Below are 15,880 nucleotides of genomic sequence, written 5' to 3' on the forward strand. Positions count from 1 at the left end.
GCCGACCCGGCGAGTCAGAGCTTGGGCGTGTGCTCGACCGGGTTGACGCTGGGATCGGCGCGACGTTCGAGGCGCTCACGGGCACGGTCGGCCGCCGCGTTGCTGAAGGCCCCACCGCTGACGGAGCCCGGTGCGACCACGTAGAGGCGGTCGTCGGCGATCTCGCTCGCGACGGCGCTGATCCAGGCCCGCGGAGCGTCCGGGAGCCCGCTCTCCGTCAGGCGATCGCGCAGAGCCTGCTCGATCGCCGGCGGCGGCCGGTCGTGCATCTCCTCCAGCAGGTCGACGATGATCTGCTGCTGGGCGGTGATGAGGTCGGCGCGCGCCCGGAGCTCCTGCTGTGCCTGGTGGTCCCTGCTGAACTCTGCGTCCACGGATCGTCCTCTCGTCGTTCGCCGGCCGGGCCAGCTGGTGTGGGGTGCGGGACTCCGACTCGGACGCGCCCGATCTCCGCAGCCTGATTCGCTCCCCGGGCCGGGATCGGATTCCCGGCCCCTGCTGTCGGACTGAGCGGCTTCTCAGCCCCGTCCTCACGTCTTCGCGTCTGCGCCCGCCTCTCCCGCACCTTTGCGCCCCGCCGGTCACGGTTGCGCCCGGTAGACCGGGCGCAACCATCACCGGCGGGGCGCAAAGGTGCCGGGGAGGTGGTGCGGGCGGGGGAGGTGGCGGGCTGAGCTGGAGCGGAGGTGGTGGGGAGGACGGGTCAATCGAGGGCGTCGCCGAGGGACTCGAAGGTCGGCCCGCGGTCGCGTTCGATGTGGGCGTAGGCCACCGACTCGGCCACCCGCTCGTTGCCCGAGGCGATCGCGTCGCGCAGGCTGACGTGGTCGTGGTAGGCGTCGTCCGCCGACAGCCCGCTGGTCAGGTGGAACAGCCAGGTCATCCGTCCCGAGATCGTCCGCATCATCTTGAACATCAGCTCGTTGGCCGCGGTCGCCACCACCGCTTCGTGGTAGGCGGTGCTGGCCCGGGCGATCGCGTAGGCGTCCCGCTCCTCGACGGTGTGGTGGGCGTCGTCGAGGGCAGCGTCGAGGGGGCCGAGCGGCGCACCGAGGGCGACCTGCCGGGCGGCGTGCCGGGCCGCGCCGACCTCGAGGCAGAGCCGTACGTCGAAGAGGTCGTCGACCGCCTTGCGGGTCCAGGTCGAGACCACCGCGCTACGCCGCGGGTTGGTCGAGACGAAGCCGTCGCGCTCGAGCAGCGGCACCGCCTCGCGCAGCGGCACCCGGGAGACCTGCAGTTCCTCGCCGATCCGCTGCTCGGGCAACCGGCTGCCCTGGGCGTAGTAACCGAGGATGATCCGCTCGCGGATCGTGCCGTAGACCAGGGCGGACAGCGACTGGCCGTGCTCGCCGCCCGTCCGCTCGGTCCCGGCACGATCCGCGGTGTGGACGTCGGTCATCCGCCGGCGGTCCGGACCGGACCCGTGGTCCTGACGCTGATCATGGTTCTCTGCACGAGTCCGATCATGCCCGTCATCCTGCCGGTGATCACGATCTCGCCAAGCCCAGCAGTGAGAAGTTCAGCTCGTTGGCCCCGAGGTTCTGGGCCTGCGGCACGTTGGTCAGCCAGCTCTTCGCCACCACCCAGTCCTTGTTGTAGGACAGGTTGAGGAAGCACCCGGTCTTGCCGTAGAGCTCGCCGGCCCTGACGTAGCCGGCGGTGTCGCCGGTGCGCACGGACTGGTCGAGCAGGCTGTTGACTTCCTTCGACTGGCAGCCGAAGTAGTTGATCCCGCCGGAGGCGTCCCAGAAGACGTGGCCCCACATGTACGGGTCCCCGCCGTCGGGCCCGTTGTTGCCGTCGATGAAGGCGTCCGGGCCCTTGCTCGGGTCGTTGATCCAGCCGAACACCGTCGAGGTGTCGTAGCCCTGCGCGGACGCGTTCAGCTTGAGGGTCTGCAGGTTGGCCACCACCAGGTTGGCCATCTGCTGGGCGTTGGCGTTGCCGTTGGCGTAGCCGATGGTCAGCTTGGCCGCCTTGGCCGAGGCCGACAGCCCGTCGACGTAGCTGGACAGCGCCTTCGGGTCGTAGCTGATCTGCTGCTTGTCCTGCCCGTCGGGGATCATCCCCTTGGCGTACATGGTGGTGGCCACCTCGCTGCGCTTGCCGAGCACCTGGTCGACCAGCTTCTGCTGGTCGAGCGAGGACAGGAACGCCACCCGGGCGGCTGCGGTCGAGAAGAACGCGTGGCTCGGGTTCACCGTGACCAGCGCCCCCTGCAGGGTGGGCAGGAAGTAGTTCTTCACCCCGGCGGCGTCGGCGTACTTGTCCAGGCTGGACGACGGCAGCGCGGCCACGATGGTGTCGACGTTGCCCTTGTCGAAGGCCAGCTCCAGGGCCGACTCGTCGGTGTAGACCGGGAGCTCGATCTTGGTGAACGGCGACTTGGGGCCCCAGTAGCCGGGGAACTGCGTCAGCTCGTACTTCTGCCCGGTGACCGCGGCGGTCAGCTGGTAGGGGCCGGTGCCGAGGTCGTGGGTGGCCAGGTAGGTCTGCGCGTCGTCGGACCCGGCGTTCTTCTCCAGCCCGGTGGGCGACTCCATCTTCGGTCCGAACGGCGAGGCCAGATAGCTGAGGAAGGCCGAGTTCGGCTGCTTCAGCGTGATCACCGCGGTCTGCGCGTCCGGGGTGGCCACGCTCTTCACGCCCTCCACCATGTACGCGGCGCCGCCCTTGACGGCGATCCGCCGCTTGAACGCCACCTCCACCGCGGCCGAGGTGAAGTCGGTGCCGTCGTGGAACTTGACGCCCTGCCGCAGGTGGAAGGTGTAGACGGTCTTGGCCGGGTTGACCTCCCAGGAGGTGGCCAGCCGCGGCGCGATCTTCACCTGGTCGGTGTCGTTCGCGTACTGCACCAGCCCCTCGTAGGCGTTGATCATGATCGCGGTGCCGTTGTTGGCGTAGTAGATGTCGGGGTCCGGCGGCTGGCCGATGTCGCCGAGCAGCCCGACGGTCAGCACGCCGTCGGTCGGGGCCGAGGCGTCCCCGCCGGACGAGGCGGTGCGGGTGCCCGAGCTGCAGGCGGCCAGACCGGTCAGCGCGACGGTGACGCCGACCGCGACCAGCCGGCGGGCGACGGCGCCGGCCCGGGTCGGGTGGTGGGTGTGGGACATGGGTGCTCCTGGATGTCGGAACGGATCAGTGGGAACGGGACGGTCGGGATCAGGTGGCGCTGACCCGGGGGTCGGCCAGCGCCTGGAGCAGGTCGACCACGGTGTTGGTGATCACGTAGACGGCGCCGAGCACGAGGGTGACCCCGGCGATGGCCGGGAAGTCGGCCACCGGGATCGAGGCGGCCAGGTAGTTGCCGATGCCCGGCCAGCTGAAGACCTGCTCGACCACCACCACGCCGGCGAACATGAAGCCGAGCTGGAGCCCGGCCATCGACAACGCCGGGCCGATCGCGTTGCGGACCACGTGGCCGACCAGCACCCGGCGTTCGGTCAGCCCCTTGGAGCGGGCGGTGCGGACGTGGTCCATCCCCAGCACGGTGTCGAGCGAGGCGCGCAGCACCCGGCCGACCGCGACCGCCGGGGCCACCGCCAGCACCACCGACGGCAGCGCCAGGTGCCAGATCGCGTCCGCCCAGGCGTCGGCCTGGCCGTGCAGCAGGCTGTCCAGCGCCTGCATCCCGAACGGGCCGGGGTCCTCGAAGTCGCCGACGCCCCCGGCCGGGAGCCAGCCGAGGCTGCCGAAGAACACCACCACGCCGACGATGGCGAGCAGGAACGGCGGGGCGGTGGCGAGCAGCAGCAGCACGCCGCGACCGACGGCGCCGCCCGGCCAGCGCAGCGCCCCGGACACCGCGAACAGGGCGCCGAGGACCAGCGCCAGCACGAACGCGGTGAGCACCAGCTCGACGGTGGCGGGCAGGAAGGCGGCCAGGTCGGCGGTCACCGGGTGCCGGGTCCGCAGCGAGCGGCCCAGGTCGCCGGTCAGCGCGTGGCCGACGAACCGGGCGTAGCGGACCAGGAACGGGTCGTCGAGCCCGAGCCGGGCCCGGGCCTCGGCGACCGCGGCGTTCGAGGCGTTGGCACCGACGTAGGCGCGGGCCGGGTCGCCGGGCGCGATGGTCGACAGGGTGAAGACCACCAGCGACAGCACGAACAGCAGCAGCACCGCCGCGCCGAGCCGACGGAGCAGGAAGCGCACGGTCGGGTGGACGCCGAGGGTCCGGGTGGCCGGCCGGGTGCCGCCGGCGAGCCCGGTGAGCCGGGTCTGGAGCTGGGTCATCGGGTCCTCACCGCCGGGCCGGCAACAGGTTGCGGATGCCGTCGCCGCCGAGGTTGGCGACGAGGCTGAGCACGAGCACGGCGATCCCCGGCACGCCGGGCACCCACCACTGCCGGAGCAGCTGGCTGAGCGCCCGGGCCGTGTCGGCGCCGAGCTCGGGGGCGGGGGCGGCCTGGCCGAGCCCGAGGAACGACAGCCCGGCGAGCAGCAGCACCACGTTGCCGACGTCGAGGCTGGCCGAGACCACCGCGGTGGGCACCACGCCGGGGAGCAGGTGCCGGGTGACCAGCCGGATCCGGCCGGCCCCGGCCAGCCGGGCCGCCTCGAGGTGCGGCCGGGCGGCCAGGGCCTTGGTCTCGCCGCGGATGATCCGGGCGTAGTAGGGCCACCAGAAGATCGACACCCCGATCAGGGTGTGCAGCAGCCCGGGGCCCAGCGCGGCGACGACGGCGATCGCCACCAGCGCGCCGGGCAGGGCCAGGAAGAGGTCGGTGATCCGCATCAGCACCGTGTCGACCCAGCCGCCGGCGGCGCCGGCGACCAGCCCGATCACCCCGCCGACCAGCAGGCCGCTGGCCACCACGGCCAGCGCGCTGAACCAGCTGACCCGGATGCCCAGCAGCGTCCGGGAGAGCAGGTCGCGCCCGATCTGGTCGGTGCCGAGCAGGTGGCCCGGGCTGAGCGGCGGCAGGTTGAGGCCGCCGACCGGCTGCACCGGGTCGAACGGTGCGAGCAGCGGCGCCGCCAGCGCGACCACGGTGACCAGCACCAGCAGCGCCACCAGCAGCCAGGAGACCGGGCGGCCGAGCGCGACCCCGCCGATCGAGCCGGGACGGATCCGCGCCCGCGGCGCGTAGGCGACGGACATCAGGCGGTCCCTCCCTCGAGCGGGGCCGGGCGCTCGTCGAGCTCGGCGATGGTCGGCACCGCGTCGAGCAGCTGCCGGGTGTACGGGTCCTGCGGGTCGGCGAGCAGCGCCTCGGCCTCACCGAGCTCGACCACCCGCCCGGCGCGCATCACCGCGATCCGGTCGCCCATCAGCCGGGCCACCGCGAGGTCGTGGGTGACGAACAGCACCGTGGTGCCGAGCTCGGCGCGGATGTCGCGGATCAGTCCGAGGACGCTGCGGGCCAGCGACGCGTCGAGCGCGCTGGTCGGCTCGTCGCAGAGCAGCACCGCGGGCGGGACGATGGTGGCCCGGGCCAGCGCGACCCGTTGCCGCTGCCCGCCGGACAGCTCCGCCGGACGGGCGCCGACCACGTCGGGGTCCAGCCCGACCAGGGCCAGGGTCTCGACCACCCGGCGCCGGGAGGCGGCCCGGTCGAGCCGCTCGGCCCGCAGCCGCTCGCCCAGCATCTCGCCGACGCTCAGCCACGGCGTCAGCGACGAGCCCGCGTCCTGGAAGACCATCTGGGCGCCGTGGCCGCTGGTCGACTCGGCGATCCGGACGCTGCCCGCGGTCGCCGTCTCCAGCCCGGCGACGATCCGCAGCAGCGTCGACTTGCCCGACCCGGACTCGCCGACGATGGCCAGCGCGGCGCCCCGGTCGACGGTCAGGTCGACCCCGTCGAGCGCGGTGATCACCCCGGCCCGGCGGACCCGGAACTCGCGCCGCAGCCCGCTGATGGTGACCGCGGGGGAGCGGGCCGGACGCGGTTCGCCGGTCGTGTCGCCGGCCATCTCGCCGGCACCGCCGCCGACCGGGCCACCGGCACCGCCGCCGACCGGGCCACCGGTCCCGTCCGGTTCGTCGGCCACGGTGACCGTCCGGGCGAACCGCGGGTCGCGCTCGCCGGTCAGCGAGAGCCGGGCGCCGAGCAGGGCCCGGGTGTAGGCGTGCCGGGGGTGCCGGACCACCTCGCGGGCCGGGCCGAGCTCGACCAGGTCGCCGCGGTAGAGCACGGCCAGCCGGTCGGCGATCTGGTCGGCGACCCCGAGGTCGTGGGTGATCATCAGCACCGAGCAGCCGAAGTCGTCGCGGAGCTCGCGGAGCAGGGTGAGCAGCTGCGCCTGGACGGTGACGTCGAGCGCGGTGGTGGGTTCGTCGGCCACGATCAGTCGCGGGCGACGGGCCACCGCCATCGCCGCCATCACCCGCTGGCGCAGGCCGCCGGAGAGCTCGTGCGGATAGACCGACAGCCGCAGCGCGGCGTCGCGGACCCCGACCCGGTCGAGCAGCCCCACGGAGGTGTCGTCGGCGCCGGTCACCTCGCGGAGTTGGCGGCCGATCCGCATGGTCGGGTTGAGCGAGGTCATCGGGTCCTGGAAGACCGCCCCGAGCGCGGTGCGCCGGACCGGGCGGCGGTCGCGCTCGTCGGCGCGGAGCATGTCGACGCCGGTGACGCTGACCCGGCCCTCGGCCTCGGGCCGCGAGGCGTCCGGGAGCAGTCCGAGCAGGCTGAGGGCCAGCACGCTCTTGCCCGAGCCGGACTCGCCGACCAGCCCGAGGATCTCGCCGGGCGCGACGGACAGGTCGACCCCGTGCAGCACCTCGCGGCGGACGCCGTGCCGGACCAGCGACAGCGAGAAGTTCTCGACCCGTGCCACCGGCTCGGCCGGGCCGGCCGACGCGGTCGGGGCGGCTCCGGTGCTCACGGGCGGGCGCCTTCGGTCGGGGTGGCGGCGGCCACCGGTCGGGACGGCGTCGCGGTGTCCCGGGGATCGCCGGCGGCCAGCGTCGGGTCGGCCAGCACCGCGGCGTGGATGTCGGCGGGGGTGGTCGCGCGGACGCCGGGCAGGGCCAGCACCCGGCCCAGCGCCTCGGCCACCGGGCGGAGCCGGAACGGGACGCCGGTGATGAAGGAGTGCAGCACCACGCTCATCACCAGCGGCCGCTCGGCCGCCTCGGCCAGCAGCTCGGCGCCCTCGTCCTCGATCATCCGGGCGAACTCGACCGGCCCGGCCTGCCGGCCGATCATCGTGCTCGAGTCGTTGAGCTCGGCGGCGTAGGGGATGGCCAGCAGCGGGTCCGAGCCGGTCCGCAGCCAGACCGGCTGGTCGTCGAGCCGCAGGTCGAGCAGATAGCGATAGCCGGTCTCGGCCAGCAGGTCGACGGTCTGCGGGGTGTGGGTCAGCCACGGGCTCGACCAGCCGCCGGGCGGGGTGCCCTCGGCGGCGGCGATCCGGTCGCGGACCGAGGCCAGGTAGGAGCGCTCGTCGCCGCGTGACCGGCCGGCCAGGGTGTCGGAGTTGCTCCGGCCGTGCCCGACGATCTCGGCCCCGGCGGCGCGCGCGGCCGCGACCACCTCGGGTGCCTCGTCGTAGACGTCGGTGTTGAGCAGCACCGCCGGGCGGACGCCGAGCGCGGCCAGCCGGGCGAACAGCCGGAACGCGCCGACCCGGTTGCCGTAGTCGCGCCAGGCCCGGTTGACCAGGTCGGGGGCCGGCACTCCGGGCAGGACGTCCTCGGTCAGCCCGTCGTCGAACCGGTAGGACTCGACGCCGACGCAGACGGTCACGGCCAGCCGGCTGCCGTCGGGCCAGCGCCCGGCCGGCCGGCCGCCGATCGGGCTGTAGCCCCAGCGCGCGGTCACCGTCCCACCCACCGGGTGAAGCCGACGTCGGTCGCGGCCGCGGAGGCCACCATCCGCCGGTAGGCCGGCACCAGCTCCTCGGCGTCGCGCCGGGCCTGCTGCACGGTCGCCCGACGGCGGGCGAACAGCTCGCGCGCCTCGGCCAGCACCGCGTCCTGGTCGACGGTGGTGACCCGGCCGTGTTCGGCCACCACCTGCCCGCCGACCATGGTCAGCACGACGTCGCGTCCGTCCTCGCAGTGCACCAGCTGCTCCCGCAGGTCGTTGAAGGGGGTGAAGGCCACCCGGTCGAGGTCGAGCAGGGCGAGATCGGCGAGCATCCCGGGCTCGACCGCCCCCAGCTCGCCGGCCCGGCGCTGGGCCCGGGCGCCCCCGGTCCAGACCGCGTCGAGGATCTCCGCGGGGGTCGGCCAGTCCCCGGGGTCGGCGCCGGTGATGTTGTGCACCAGGCCGGCGGTCTTGACCACCGGCCACAGGTTGACCGCGTCGTCGCAGATCGCCTCGTCGGTGCCGAGTGCGACCGGGACGCCGGCCCGGTGCACGGCGCGCCAGGGCATCACGCCGCTGCCCAGCCGGAGGTTGCTGACCGGGTTGTGCGCGATCGTCGCGCCCGCGTCGGCGATCAGCGCGAGGTCGTTCTCGTCGACCCAGACCGCGTGGATGACGTTGGTGTGCGGCCTGAGCAGTCCGAGGTGGTGGGTCCAGCCGACCAGCGACCGGCCGCCGAACCGCGGCTGCTCGGTGATCAGGGTCCGCTGCGGCTTGGTCTCCAGCAGGTGCGCGAACAGCGGCAGCCCGTGGGTGGTGGCCAGGTCGTCGAGCGCGGCGAAGTAGTCGGGGCTGACCCGTTGCGGGGCCGACACCGACACCGCGGCACGCAGCCGGTCGTCGCCGGCCCGGTGCCAGCGGGTGATCAGGTGGTCGTAGGCCTCGAGCAGCTGCGGCGCCGGCACCGGGGCCGGCTGGTCGAGCAGCCCGGCGCGCGGGCCGAGGTCGGCGCGGAGCCGGGCGACGAACGGGAGCTTCTCGGCCTCGGTGAGCTCGGGTTGGTCGAGGGCGAGGGTGGCCCGTTGCCCGGCGTCCAGGTAGGCCTGGGCGACCGCGTCGATGATCTCCGGGTCGGGTCCGGGCATCAGGAAGGCGTCGTCCTGGACGCTGGTGACCCCGTTCTGCAGCATCTCCACCGCACCGATCAGGGTGCGCAGGTAGGCCTCGCGCGGGCTCGGGGTGAGCGCCGGGTCGGCCGGCGACTCGAACAGCATGAACAGCTCGAGCGGCAGGCTCGGCACCGACGCCTTGAGGTGGTTGGCCGGCGAGTGGAAGTGGGCGTTGACCAGCCCCGGCACCAGCAGCCGGCGGCCGGCGGCCTCCACCACCCGGTCGCCGGGGGCGGCCTGCAGCCGTTCGCCCGGCCGGCCGACGGCGGCGATGGTCGGCCCCGCGACCCGGACGTCGACCGGGCCGGTCCAGCCGTCCGGGGCCTCGCGGTCCCAGCGGAGGACGTCGCGGAACAGCACGCCCATCTCAGTGCTCCCCTGCGGTGGCGGTGGTGGTGGTGGTGAGGACCGGACCGGGGTGGGCGATCCGCGCGTAGGTGCCCGCGGTCGAGGTGGTCAGCCCCTGGGCGAGCAGCCCCGCGGCCAGGCCCACCGCGGCGGCGACGCCGTCGATCACCGGGACGCCCAGGGCCCGCCCGAGCGGCTCGACCAGCTCGGCCAGCCCGGCGCAGCCGAGCACGATCGCCTCGGCGCCGTCGGCGACCAGCCGGCGGCCCTCGCGGGTGAACGCGGCCAGCTCGGCGGCCGCGCCGTCCTCGAGGTCGAGGACGGCGACGTCGACCGCGGCCACCGTGCAGCGGTGGGCGAGCCCGAGGGCGGCGACCACCCGGTCGGTGTGCGCGATCGTCCGGGGCGGCAGGGTGATCACCGCGAACCGGTGCGCGACCAGGCAGGCGGTCTGCAGCGCGGCCTCGGTCATCCCCACCACCGGGCCGGTGGCCAGCTCGCGGGCGGCGGCCACGCCGGTGTCGCCGAAGCAGGCGACCACGAACGCGTCGGTGTCGGCGTCGTGGTCGCGGACCACCTGGAGCACCCCCACCGCGGCGACCGCCTCCTCGGCGTGGCTCTCCACGCTGGGCACCCCGGCGTCCGGGTGCACCCCGACCAGGGTGGTGCCGACCGGCGCGACGGCCCGGGCGGCGGCGGTGATCGTCGCGGTCAGCGCGTCGCTGGTGTTGGGGTTGACCACGGTGATCCGCCGGGTCGCCCCGACGCCGGTCATCGCCGGCTCCCGGTGGTCAGCGGCCGGTCCGACCCGAGCGCGCGGACCGCCTCGAGCAGCGGGGTGACCCCGGCCCCCCGGACCGCGGTGGCGGCGACCCGGACCGCGGTGCGGGCGGCGGCCAGCGGGTCGCCGGTGCGCAGGTGCGCGACCGCGAAGGCGCCGCAGAAGGCGTCACCGGCGCCGGTGGCGTCGACGGCCTCGACCGGCTCGGCGGCCACGCTCACCGGGTCGGGACGGTCGGTGGTGGCGACCAGGCAGCCGGCGCCCGCCCGCTTGACCACCACCACCCCCGGGCCGAGGGCGAGGAAGCTCCGGACGGCCGCGCGGAGGTCGTTGGTGCCGGCCAGCGCGACCGCCTCGACCTCGCTGGGCAGGAACACGTCGCACCGGGCGACCGCGTCCCGGAGCTCGGGCTCGTGCCCGGCCAGGTAGTCCTCCTGCGGGTCGAAGTAGACCGGGGCGTCGGTCAGCGTCGGCGCGGCGGCGGCCAGCGCGAGCTGCGGGTCGAGGGCCATGCCGGACAGCAGCACGCCGTCGGCGTCGGCGGCGACCGCGGCGAGCTCGTCGGGGGTGGGGGAGAGCGCGGCGAAGTGCTCCTCGCCGTGCACCAGCGTCCAGGTCCGCTGCCCGGCGGCGTCGTAGCGGACGACGTTGCGCACCAGCGGGGCGGCGCGGCGCGGGAGCCGGTCCGGGTCGGTGCCGGAGGTCCGGAGCGCGTCGTGCAGCGCGGCGAGGTCGTCGTCCGCGGCGCCGAGCGGTGCCAGCACCCGCGGACGTCCGCCGGCCAACCGCGCGGCGAGCGCGGCGTACAGCGCGTCACCGCCGACCGAGGTGACCCCGACGCCGGCGGCGTCCACCGCCTCGTCGACCGTCAGGTTGCCCACGCAGACCAGCCGCGGGGCGTCCGGACGTCGGGTGCGGTCAGGCACGGGCACCGTCCCGGGCCGCCTCGGCGGCCGCGAAGCCGGCCTGTCCCAGGTGGTAGCCGAGCAGCTGGGCCGGCACCAGGAAGAGCAGTCCCGCCAACGGTTCGGGCACCGGCGGCAGTTCGAGCACGCCCTCGGGGGCGAGGGCGTCGAAGGCCCGTTCGCCCTCGGTGGTGACCACGTAGAGCCGACCGCCCCAGCGGTGCGCGTCGGTGCCGGTCTCGACGGCGCGCGGGACCGACGGGCCGGTGGGCACCAGCATCACCAGCGGCTCGCCGGCCTTCTGGGAGTTGTAGTGGTGGTACTCCTCGAGCTGGACCTCCACCGCCCGCAGCGGCGTGCACTCCTTGACCTTGGCCGCCCCGACCACCGCGGCGGCCAGGCAGGGCCCGGCGCCGGTGAACAGCACCGTCGGCGCGTCGAGCTCGGCCCGGGCGATCGCCGCGAGCGGGGCGTCGAGGTCGGTGATCACCCGGCCCATCAGCTCGGGCAACCCGTCGAGCGCGACCCGCAGCGCGTCGGCCCCGGCGGCGTCCCGTGCGGTGCCGGCGCGGACGGCCAGCTCGAGCAGCAGCGCCAGCGCCGCGCTGGAGGACTGGGTCGGCCAGCCCTTGCGGGTGGCCCGGATGTGCAGGGTGGTCGCCGCCTCCCGCTCGAGCGTCGAGCTGGGGGTGTTGGTGAGGGCGACGGTATACGCTCCCGCGTTCTGCGCGACCAGCAGCGCCTCGACCGTCCGGGTGGTCTCACCCGAGCTGGAGAGCGCCAGCACCGCGTCTCGCGGGCCCAGCAGGCCGGCCTGGTAGTAGGCGAGCTCGTGGCTCTGCACCGGTTCGCAGGGGACGCCGAGCATGGTCTCGAGGGCCAGTCGGGCGCCGGTCATCACCGCGAGCGAGTCGCCGGCCCCGGCCATCAGCACCCGGCTCGCCTGCCGCAGGCGGTCGGCCACCGCGGTCAGGGCCGCGTCGTTGACGGACAGCGTTTCCCTGATGGCCTGGGGTTGGCCGACCAGTTCGGGTCCGGTCGCGTCCACCCGAGCGCGGCGCTTCGGGTCGAGCGGGTCATCCGACCCGAGCCCGAGGATGAACGCGCGCTCGGCCTCGGCCAGACCGGTGACCAGCGCGCGCTGCCGCTCGTCGAGCACCCCGGCCACCGGGTCGAGCAGCGGCGTCAGGTAGCCCGGCATGTGATCCCCCGATCGCGTCCCGCCCGCTCGTCGTCCGCCGGCTGCTCCGGCGACCGTCCTCTCGGGCGAGCCAAACGGTATACAGAATGCCGTTACGGCGACAGGCGGGAAGTGTTGCGATCTGGTGACGCCGGTCCCCGCCCACGGCCCCTTCTCGCACCTTTGCGCCTCGGCGGTGACCGTTGCGCCCGGTCTACCGGGCGCAACCTCGACCGGCGGGGCGCACAGGTGCGGCGGGATGGGGGCGCTGCGACCGGGGAGGGGTGCGACCGTGCGAGGGCCGTGGTGGCCGGTCACTGGCCCGGCCCACAGCGACGGTGTGCGGTAATGATCGCCGCAGCAGACCGTGATCGTGAGGACGAGCATGACCGTGAACCCCGCAACGCCCGGCCCCGACCCGGCGGCGTCGCAGAGCTGGCCGCGACGGCTCTCCTGGATCGCCGTGCTGGTGGCCGGGGTGATCGCCTACCTGCTGGTGCTGCGGACGATGGTGCGGACCGAGAACCCGAACTTCGTCCCGTCGCTGATCCTGCTCGGCTCGATCGTGGTGCCCGCGACCGTGTTGGTCTTCGCGGCCTCGGGCGGACGCCGGGTGCTGGTCTCGCCCGGGCTGCTCACCCTGGTCGCGGTGGTCGGTGGGGTGATCGGGACGGTGGCCGCCGGCAGCCTCGAGTACGACACCCTGGTCCGGCTGCGGACGGTGCCGATGATCTTCGTAGGGCTGATCGAGGAGTCGGTCAAGCTGATCCTCCCGGTGCTGGTGCTGATCTGGGTCCGGATCCGGCGGAGCTCGCGGGTCGGCGCCGAGGCCGGCGTGATCATCGGGGTGGCCAGCGGGATGGGGTTCGCCACCCTCGAGACGATGGGCTACGGCTTCACCGCCCTGCTCCGCAGCGGCAACGTCGGCGCGGTCGAGGCGACCCTGCTGCTCCGCGCGATCCTCGCGCCGGCCGGGCACGTCGCGTGGACCGGGCTCGCCTCGGCGGCGATCTGGGCGATCCCGGACGCCCCGCACCGCGGCCGGGCGGTGCTCCGGGCCGTCGGGGTGTTCTTCGCGGTCGTGCTCCTGCACGCCGCCTGGGACGGCTTCAACAACAACTGGGTGCGGCTGGTGGTCGGCGTCGGCGGGTTCGTCGCGCTGCTGATCGTCATCCACCGCGCCCACGTCGGTCGACGCCGGCGGACGCCGCCGGCACCGAGCCTGCCGCCGGGCGGCTGGGCACCCGGGCAGCCCTATCCGCCCCAGGCGTACCCCCAGCAGCAGCACCCCCAGCAGCTGCCGCCGCCGGCGTACCCCCAGCAGCAGTACCCCCAGCAGCAGTACCCCCAGCAGCCGTACCCGCAGCCCTACCTGCAGCAGCCGCACCCGCCGGCCGGGCAGGGCTGGGGTGACCCGGGCGCTGGCCAGGCCGGCGAACACCGGCCAGGATGAGGCGTCCCGACCGACCACCGACCACCCACCGGAGGAACCACCGGATGCCGACCATCGCCGAGCGGGCCGAGGACCTGCTGTCCCGGATGACGCCCGAGGAGAAGGCGGGTCAGCTGACCCAGTACTTCTACTTCACCCTGCCCGAGGGGGCCGAGGCCGATCCGGCGCTCGGGCTCGACCCGGGTGCGCAACCGCGCGAGGTCGAGGCGGCGCTGGCCGCCGGGCGGGTCGGCTCGCTGCTGTTCGTCTCCGATCCCGCGCAGGCCAACCGGCTGCAGCGGCTCGCGCTCGACGGCAACCGGCTCGGCATCCCGGTGATCTTCGGGTTCGACGTCATCCACGGCTTCCGGACGATCTTCCCGGTCCCGATCGCGATGGCCGCCAGCTGGGACCTGGCCACCGTCGAGGCCGGGCAGGCGGTCGCCGCCCGCGAGGCGCGGGCGGTCGGGCTGCACTGGGCGTTCGCGCCGATGGTCGACATCGCCCGCGACCCGCGCTGGGGACGGATGATCGAGGGGGCCGGCGAGGACCCTTTCCTCGGCGCCGCCATGGCCGCCGCCCAGGTGCGGGGCTTCCAGGGCCCGGCGCTCGGCACCCCCGAGCACGTGATCGCCGGCCCCAAGCACTTCGCCGGCTACGGCGCCGCGCTCGGTGGCCGTGACTACGACGAGGTCAACCTCTCCGACTCCGAGCTCTGGAACACCTACCTGCCGCCGTTCCGGGCGGCCGTCGAGGCCGGCGCGGGCAACATCATGACCGCCTACATGGACCTCAACGGCGTCCCGGCGACCGGGAACCACTGGTTGTTCACCGAGGTGCTCCGCGACACCTGGGGCTTCGGGGGCTTCGTGGTCAGCGACGCCAACGCCGTCCGCAACCTGCACACCCACGGGTTCGCCCCCGACCTCGAGCAGGCCGGGGCCCGTGCGGTCAACGCCGGCGTCGACATGGAGATGGCGATCAGCGACCCCGCCTACGCCGCGCTGCCCGGCCAGGTCGAGGCCGGGCTCGCGGATCCGGCTGCGATCGACGCCAGCGTCCGCCGGGTGCTCACCGCCAAGCTCACCCTCGGGCTGTTCGAGGAGCCGTTCGTCGACGAGGACCGCGCCCGCCAGGTGCTCGCCGACCCGACCCACCGCGACGTCGCCCGGACCGCCGCCGAGCGGGCCGCCGTGCTGCTCCGCAACGAGGGCGATCTGCTGCCGCTCGACCCGGCCACCGGCTCCATCGCGGTGCTCGGCCCGCTGGCCGACTCGCGCCGCGACACCCTCGGCCCCTGGGTCTTCGACTTCGACCTCGACGAGACCGTCACCGTGCTCGAGGGCATCCGGGCCCGCGCCGGGGCCGACGTCCGGGTCGAGCACGCCCGCGGCGTCCCGGTCGTGCAGCGCACCTTCCCGTCGATGTTCGACATGTTCGGCGGCAACGCGCCCACCGACCCGGAGGGCTTCGACGAGGCGGCCGAGTTCGACCGGGCGGTCGCGCTGGCCGCCGACGCCGACGTCGCCGTGGTGGTGGTCGGGGAGTGGCAGAACATGATCGGCGAGGCGGCCTCGCGGTCCTCGCTCGACCTGCCCGGCCGTCAGCTCGAGCTGCTCCGGGCCGTGGTGGACACCGGCACCCCGACCGTGGCGTTGATCATGAACGGCCGACCGCTCGACCTGCGCTGGGTGGCCGAGCACGTGCCCGCCGTGCTCGACGTCTGGTATCCCGGCAGCCAGGGCGGGGCGGCGGTGGCCAACCTGCTCTTCGGCGACGTCAGCCCGGGCGGGAAGCTGCCGTTCAGCTGGCCGCGGACGGTCGGCCAGCTGCCGATGATCTATGCCCACACCACCTCGCACGAACCGGAGAACCAGGCCCGGCGCTACTGGGACGAGGCGAGCACGCCGCTGTTCCCGTTCGGCCACGGGTTGAGCTACAGCCGCTTCGGCTACGACGGCCTCAGCCTCGACCGCGAGCGCTGCGGGCGCGACGACGTGGTCACCCTCGGCGTCGACGTGACCAACACCGGCGACCGCGCGGCCACCGAGGTCGTCCAGCTCTACCTCCACCAGCGCAGCGGCACCGCCTCCCGGCCGGTCCGCGAGCTCAAGGGGTTCGTCCGGGTCGAGCTGGCGCCCGGCGAGACGCGACGGGTGACCTTCCCGGTCGGCCCGGAGCAGCGGCGGTACTGGAACGCGGCCGTCCGCGACTGGGTGCTCGACGCCTCGACCTTCGACCTGTGGGTGGGCGGGGACTCGACGGCCACGCTCGGGACCGTCCTCGAGGTGACCACCGACTGATCGCG

At 74.5% G+C, this 15,880-nt stretch carries 13 protein-coding genes; 2 read left to right on the top strand and 11 right to left on the bottom strand.

Features of this window, described 5'->3' with window-relative positions:
- Positions 1-14: 14 nt before the first annotated feature.
- The 11 genes from FHX74_RS02885 to FHX74_RS02940 all read right to left on the bottom strand — a co-directional run bounded on the left by FHX74_RS02885 (position 15) and on the right by FHX74_RS02940 (position 12,161).
- Positions 15-374, bottom strand: a complete 360-nt coding sequence (locus FHX74_RS02885; RefSeq protein WP_182558550.1) for a hypothetical protein — start codon at positions 372-374, stop codon at positions 15-17.
- Positions 375-703: 329 nt separating this feature from the next.
- Positions 704-1,402: a GntR family transcriptional regulator gene (locus FHX74_RS02890; protein ID WP_182558551.1), complete on the bottom strand. Its 699-nt coding sequence runs from the start codon at positions 1,400-1,402 to the stop codon at positions 704-706.
- An 88-nt stretch (positions 1,403-1,490) separates the two neighbouring features.
- Positions 1,491-3,116: an ABC transporter substrate-binding protein gene (locus tag FHX74_RS02895; protein ID WP_182558552.1), complete on the bottom strand. Its 1,626-nt coding sequence runs from the start codon at positions 3,114-3,116 to the stop codon at positions 1,491-1,493.
- 49 nt (positions 3,117-3,165) lie between these two features.
- Positions 3,166-4,236 carry an ABC transporter permease gene (locus FHX74_RS02900; protein ID WP_182558553.1) on the bottom strand — a complete coding sequence of 357 codons (1,071 nt, stop codon included), beginning with the start codon at positions 4,234-4,236 and terminating at the stop codon, positions 3,166-3,168.
- Between the two features lie 7 nt (positions 4,237-4,243).
- Positions 4,244-5,104: an ABC transporter permease gene (locus tag FHX74_RS02905; protein WP_182558554.1), complete on the bottom strand. Its 861-nt coding sequence runs from the start codon at positions 5,102-5,104 to the stop codon at positions 4,244-4,246.
- The gene (locus tag FHX74_RS19785) at positions 5,104-6,831 is read right to left on the bottom strand and encodes an ATP-binding cassette domain-containing protein (protein WP_220483397.1); all 1,728 of its coding nucleotides are present in this window, start codon (positions 6,829-6,831) and stop codon (positions 5,104-5,106) included. The genes FHX74_RS02905 and FHX74_RS19785 overlap by 1 nt, the downstream gene beginning before the upstream one ends.
- The gene (locus tag FHX74_RS02920; protein ID WP_182558555.1) at positions 6,828-7,769 is read right to left on the bottom strand and encodes a polysaccharide deacetylase family protein; all 942 of its coding nucleotides are present in this window, start codon (positions 7,767-7,769) and stop codon (positions 6,828-6,830) included. The genes FHX74_RS19785 and FHX74_RS02920 overlap by 4 nt, the downstream gene beginning before the upstream one ends.
- Complete coding sequence (locus FHX74_RS02925; protein WP_182558556.1) at positions 7,766-9,292, bottom strand: amidohydrolase family protein; 1,527 nt, start codon at positions 9,290-9,292, stop codon at positions 7,766-7,768. The genes FHX74_RS02920 and FHX74_RS02925 overlap by 4 nt, the downstream gene beginning before the upstream one ends.
- A 1-nt stretch (position 9,293) precedes the next feature.
- Positions 9,294-10,049: an aspartate/glutamate racemase family protein gene (locus FHX74_RS02930; protein ID WP_182558557.1), complete on the bottom strand. Its 756-nt coding sequence runs from the start codon at positions 10,047-10,049 to the stop codon at positions 9,294-9,296.
- The gene (locus tag FHX74_RS02935) at positions 10,046-10,981 is read right to left on the bottom strand and encodes a carbohydrate kinase family protein (RefSeq protein WP_182558558.1); all 936 of its coding nucleotides are present in this window, start codon (positions 10,979-10,981) and stop codon (positions 10,046-10,048) included. Before FHX74_RS02935 ends, FHX74_RS02930 begins: the two co-directional genes overlap by 4 nt.
- Positions 10,974-12,161, bottom strand: coding sequence for an SIS domain-containing protein (locus FHX74_RS02940; protein ID WP_182558559.1), 1,188 nt, complete (start codon positions 12,159-12,161; stop codon positions 10,974-10,976). Before FHX74_RS02940 ends, FHX74_RS02935 begins: the two co-directional genes overlap by 8 nt.
- Positions 12,162-12,531: 370 nt before the next feature.
- On the opposite strand from FHX74_RS02940, the gene FHX74_RS02945 reads away from it, so the two are divergent.
- Together FHX74_RS02945 and FHX74_RS02950 are read left to right on the top strand one after the other, a co-directional pair.
- Positions 12,532-13,593: a PrsW family intramembrane metalloprotease gene (locus tag FHX74_RS02945; RefSeq protein WP_328823583.1), complete on the top strand. Its 1,062-nt coding sequence runs from the start codon at positions 12,532-12,534 to the stop codon at positions 13,591-13,593.
- Positions 13,594-13,637: 44 nt separating this feature from the next.
- Positions 13,638-15,875: a glycoside hydrolase family 3 N-terminal domain-containing protein gene (locus FHX74_RS02950; protein WP_182558561.1), complete on the top strand. Its 2,238-nt coding sequence runs from the start codon at positions 13,638-13,640 to the stop codon at positions 15,873-15,875.
- The last annotated feature ends 5 nt before the right edge of the window (positions 15,876-15,880 follow it).

Source organism: Microlunatus kandeliicorticis, assembly GCF_014137855.1.
Lineage (GTDB): Bacteria > Actinomycetota > Actinomycetes > Propionibacteriales > Propionibacteriaceae > Microlunatus > Microlunatus kandeliicorticis.

What these genes read in the sequence shown, in the direction of transcription:
- FHX74_RS02900 (WP_182558553.1), bottom strand. Translation starts at nt 4,236, where the DNA reads ATGACCCAGCTCCAGACCCGGCTCACCGGGCTCGCCGGCGGCACCCGG.
- FHX74_RS02930 (WP_182558557.1), bottom strand. Translation starts at nt 10,049, where the DNA reads ATGACCGGCGTCGGGGCGACCCGGCGGATCACCGTGGTCAACCCCAAC.
- FHX74_RS02895 (WP_182558552.1), bottom strand. Translation starts at nt 3,116, where the DNA reads ATGTCCCACACCCACCACCCGACCCGGGCCGGCGCCGTCGCCCGCCGG.
- FHX74_RS02950 (WP_182558561.1), top strand. Translation starts at nt 13,638, where the DNA reads ATGCCGACCATCGCCGAGCGGGCCGAGGACCTGCTGTCCCGGATGACG.
- FHX74_RS02940 (WP_182558559.1), bottom strand. Translation starts at nt 12,161, where the DNA reads ATGCCGGGCTACCTGACGCCGCTGCTCGACCCGGTGGCCGGGGTGCTC.
- FHX74_RS02905 (WP_182558554.1), bottom strand. Translation starts at nt 5,104, where the DNA reads ATGTCCGTCGCCTACGCGCCGCGGGCGCGGATCCGTCCCGGCTCGATC.
- FHX74_RS02925 (WP_182558556.1), bottom strand. Translation starts at nt 9,292, where the DNA reads ATGGGCGTGCTGTTCCGCGACGTCCTCCGCTGGGACCGCGAGGCCCCG.
- FHX74_RS02890 (WP_182558551.1), bottom strand. Translation starts at nt 1,402, where the DNA reads ATGACCGACGTCCACACCGCGGATCGTGCCGGGACCGAGCGGACGGGC.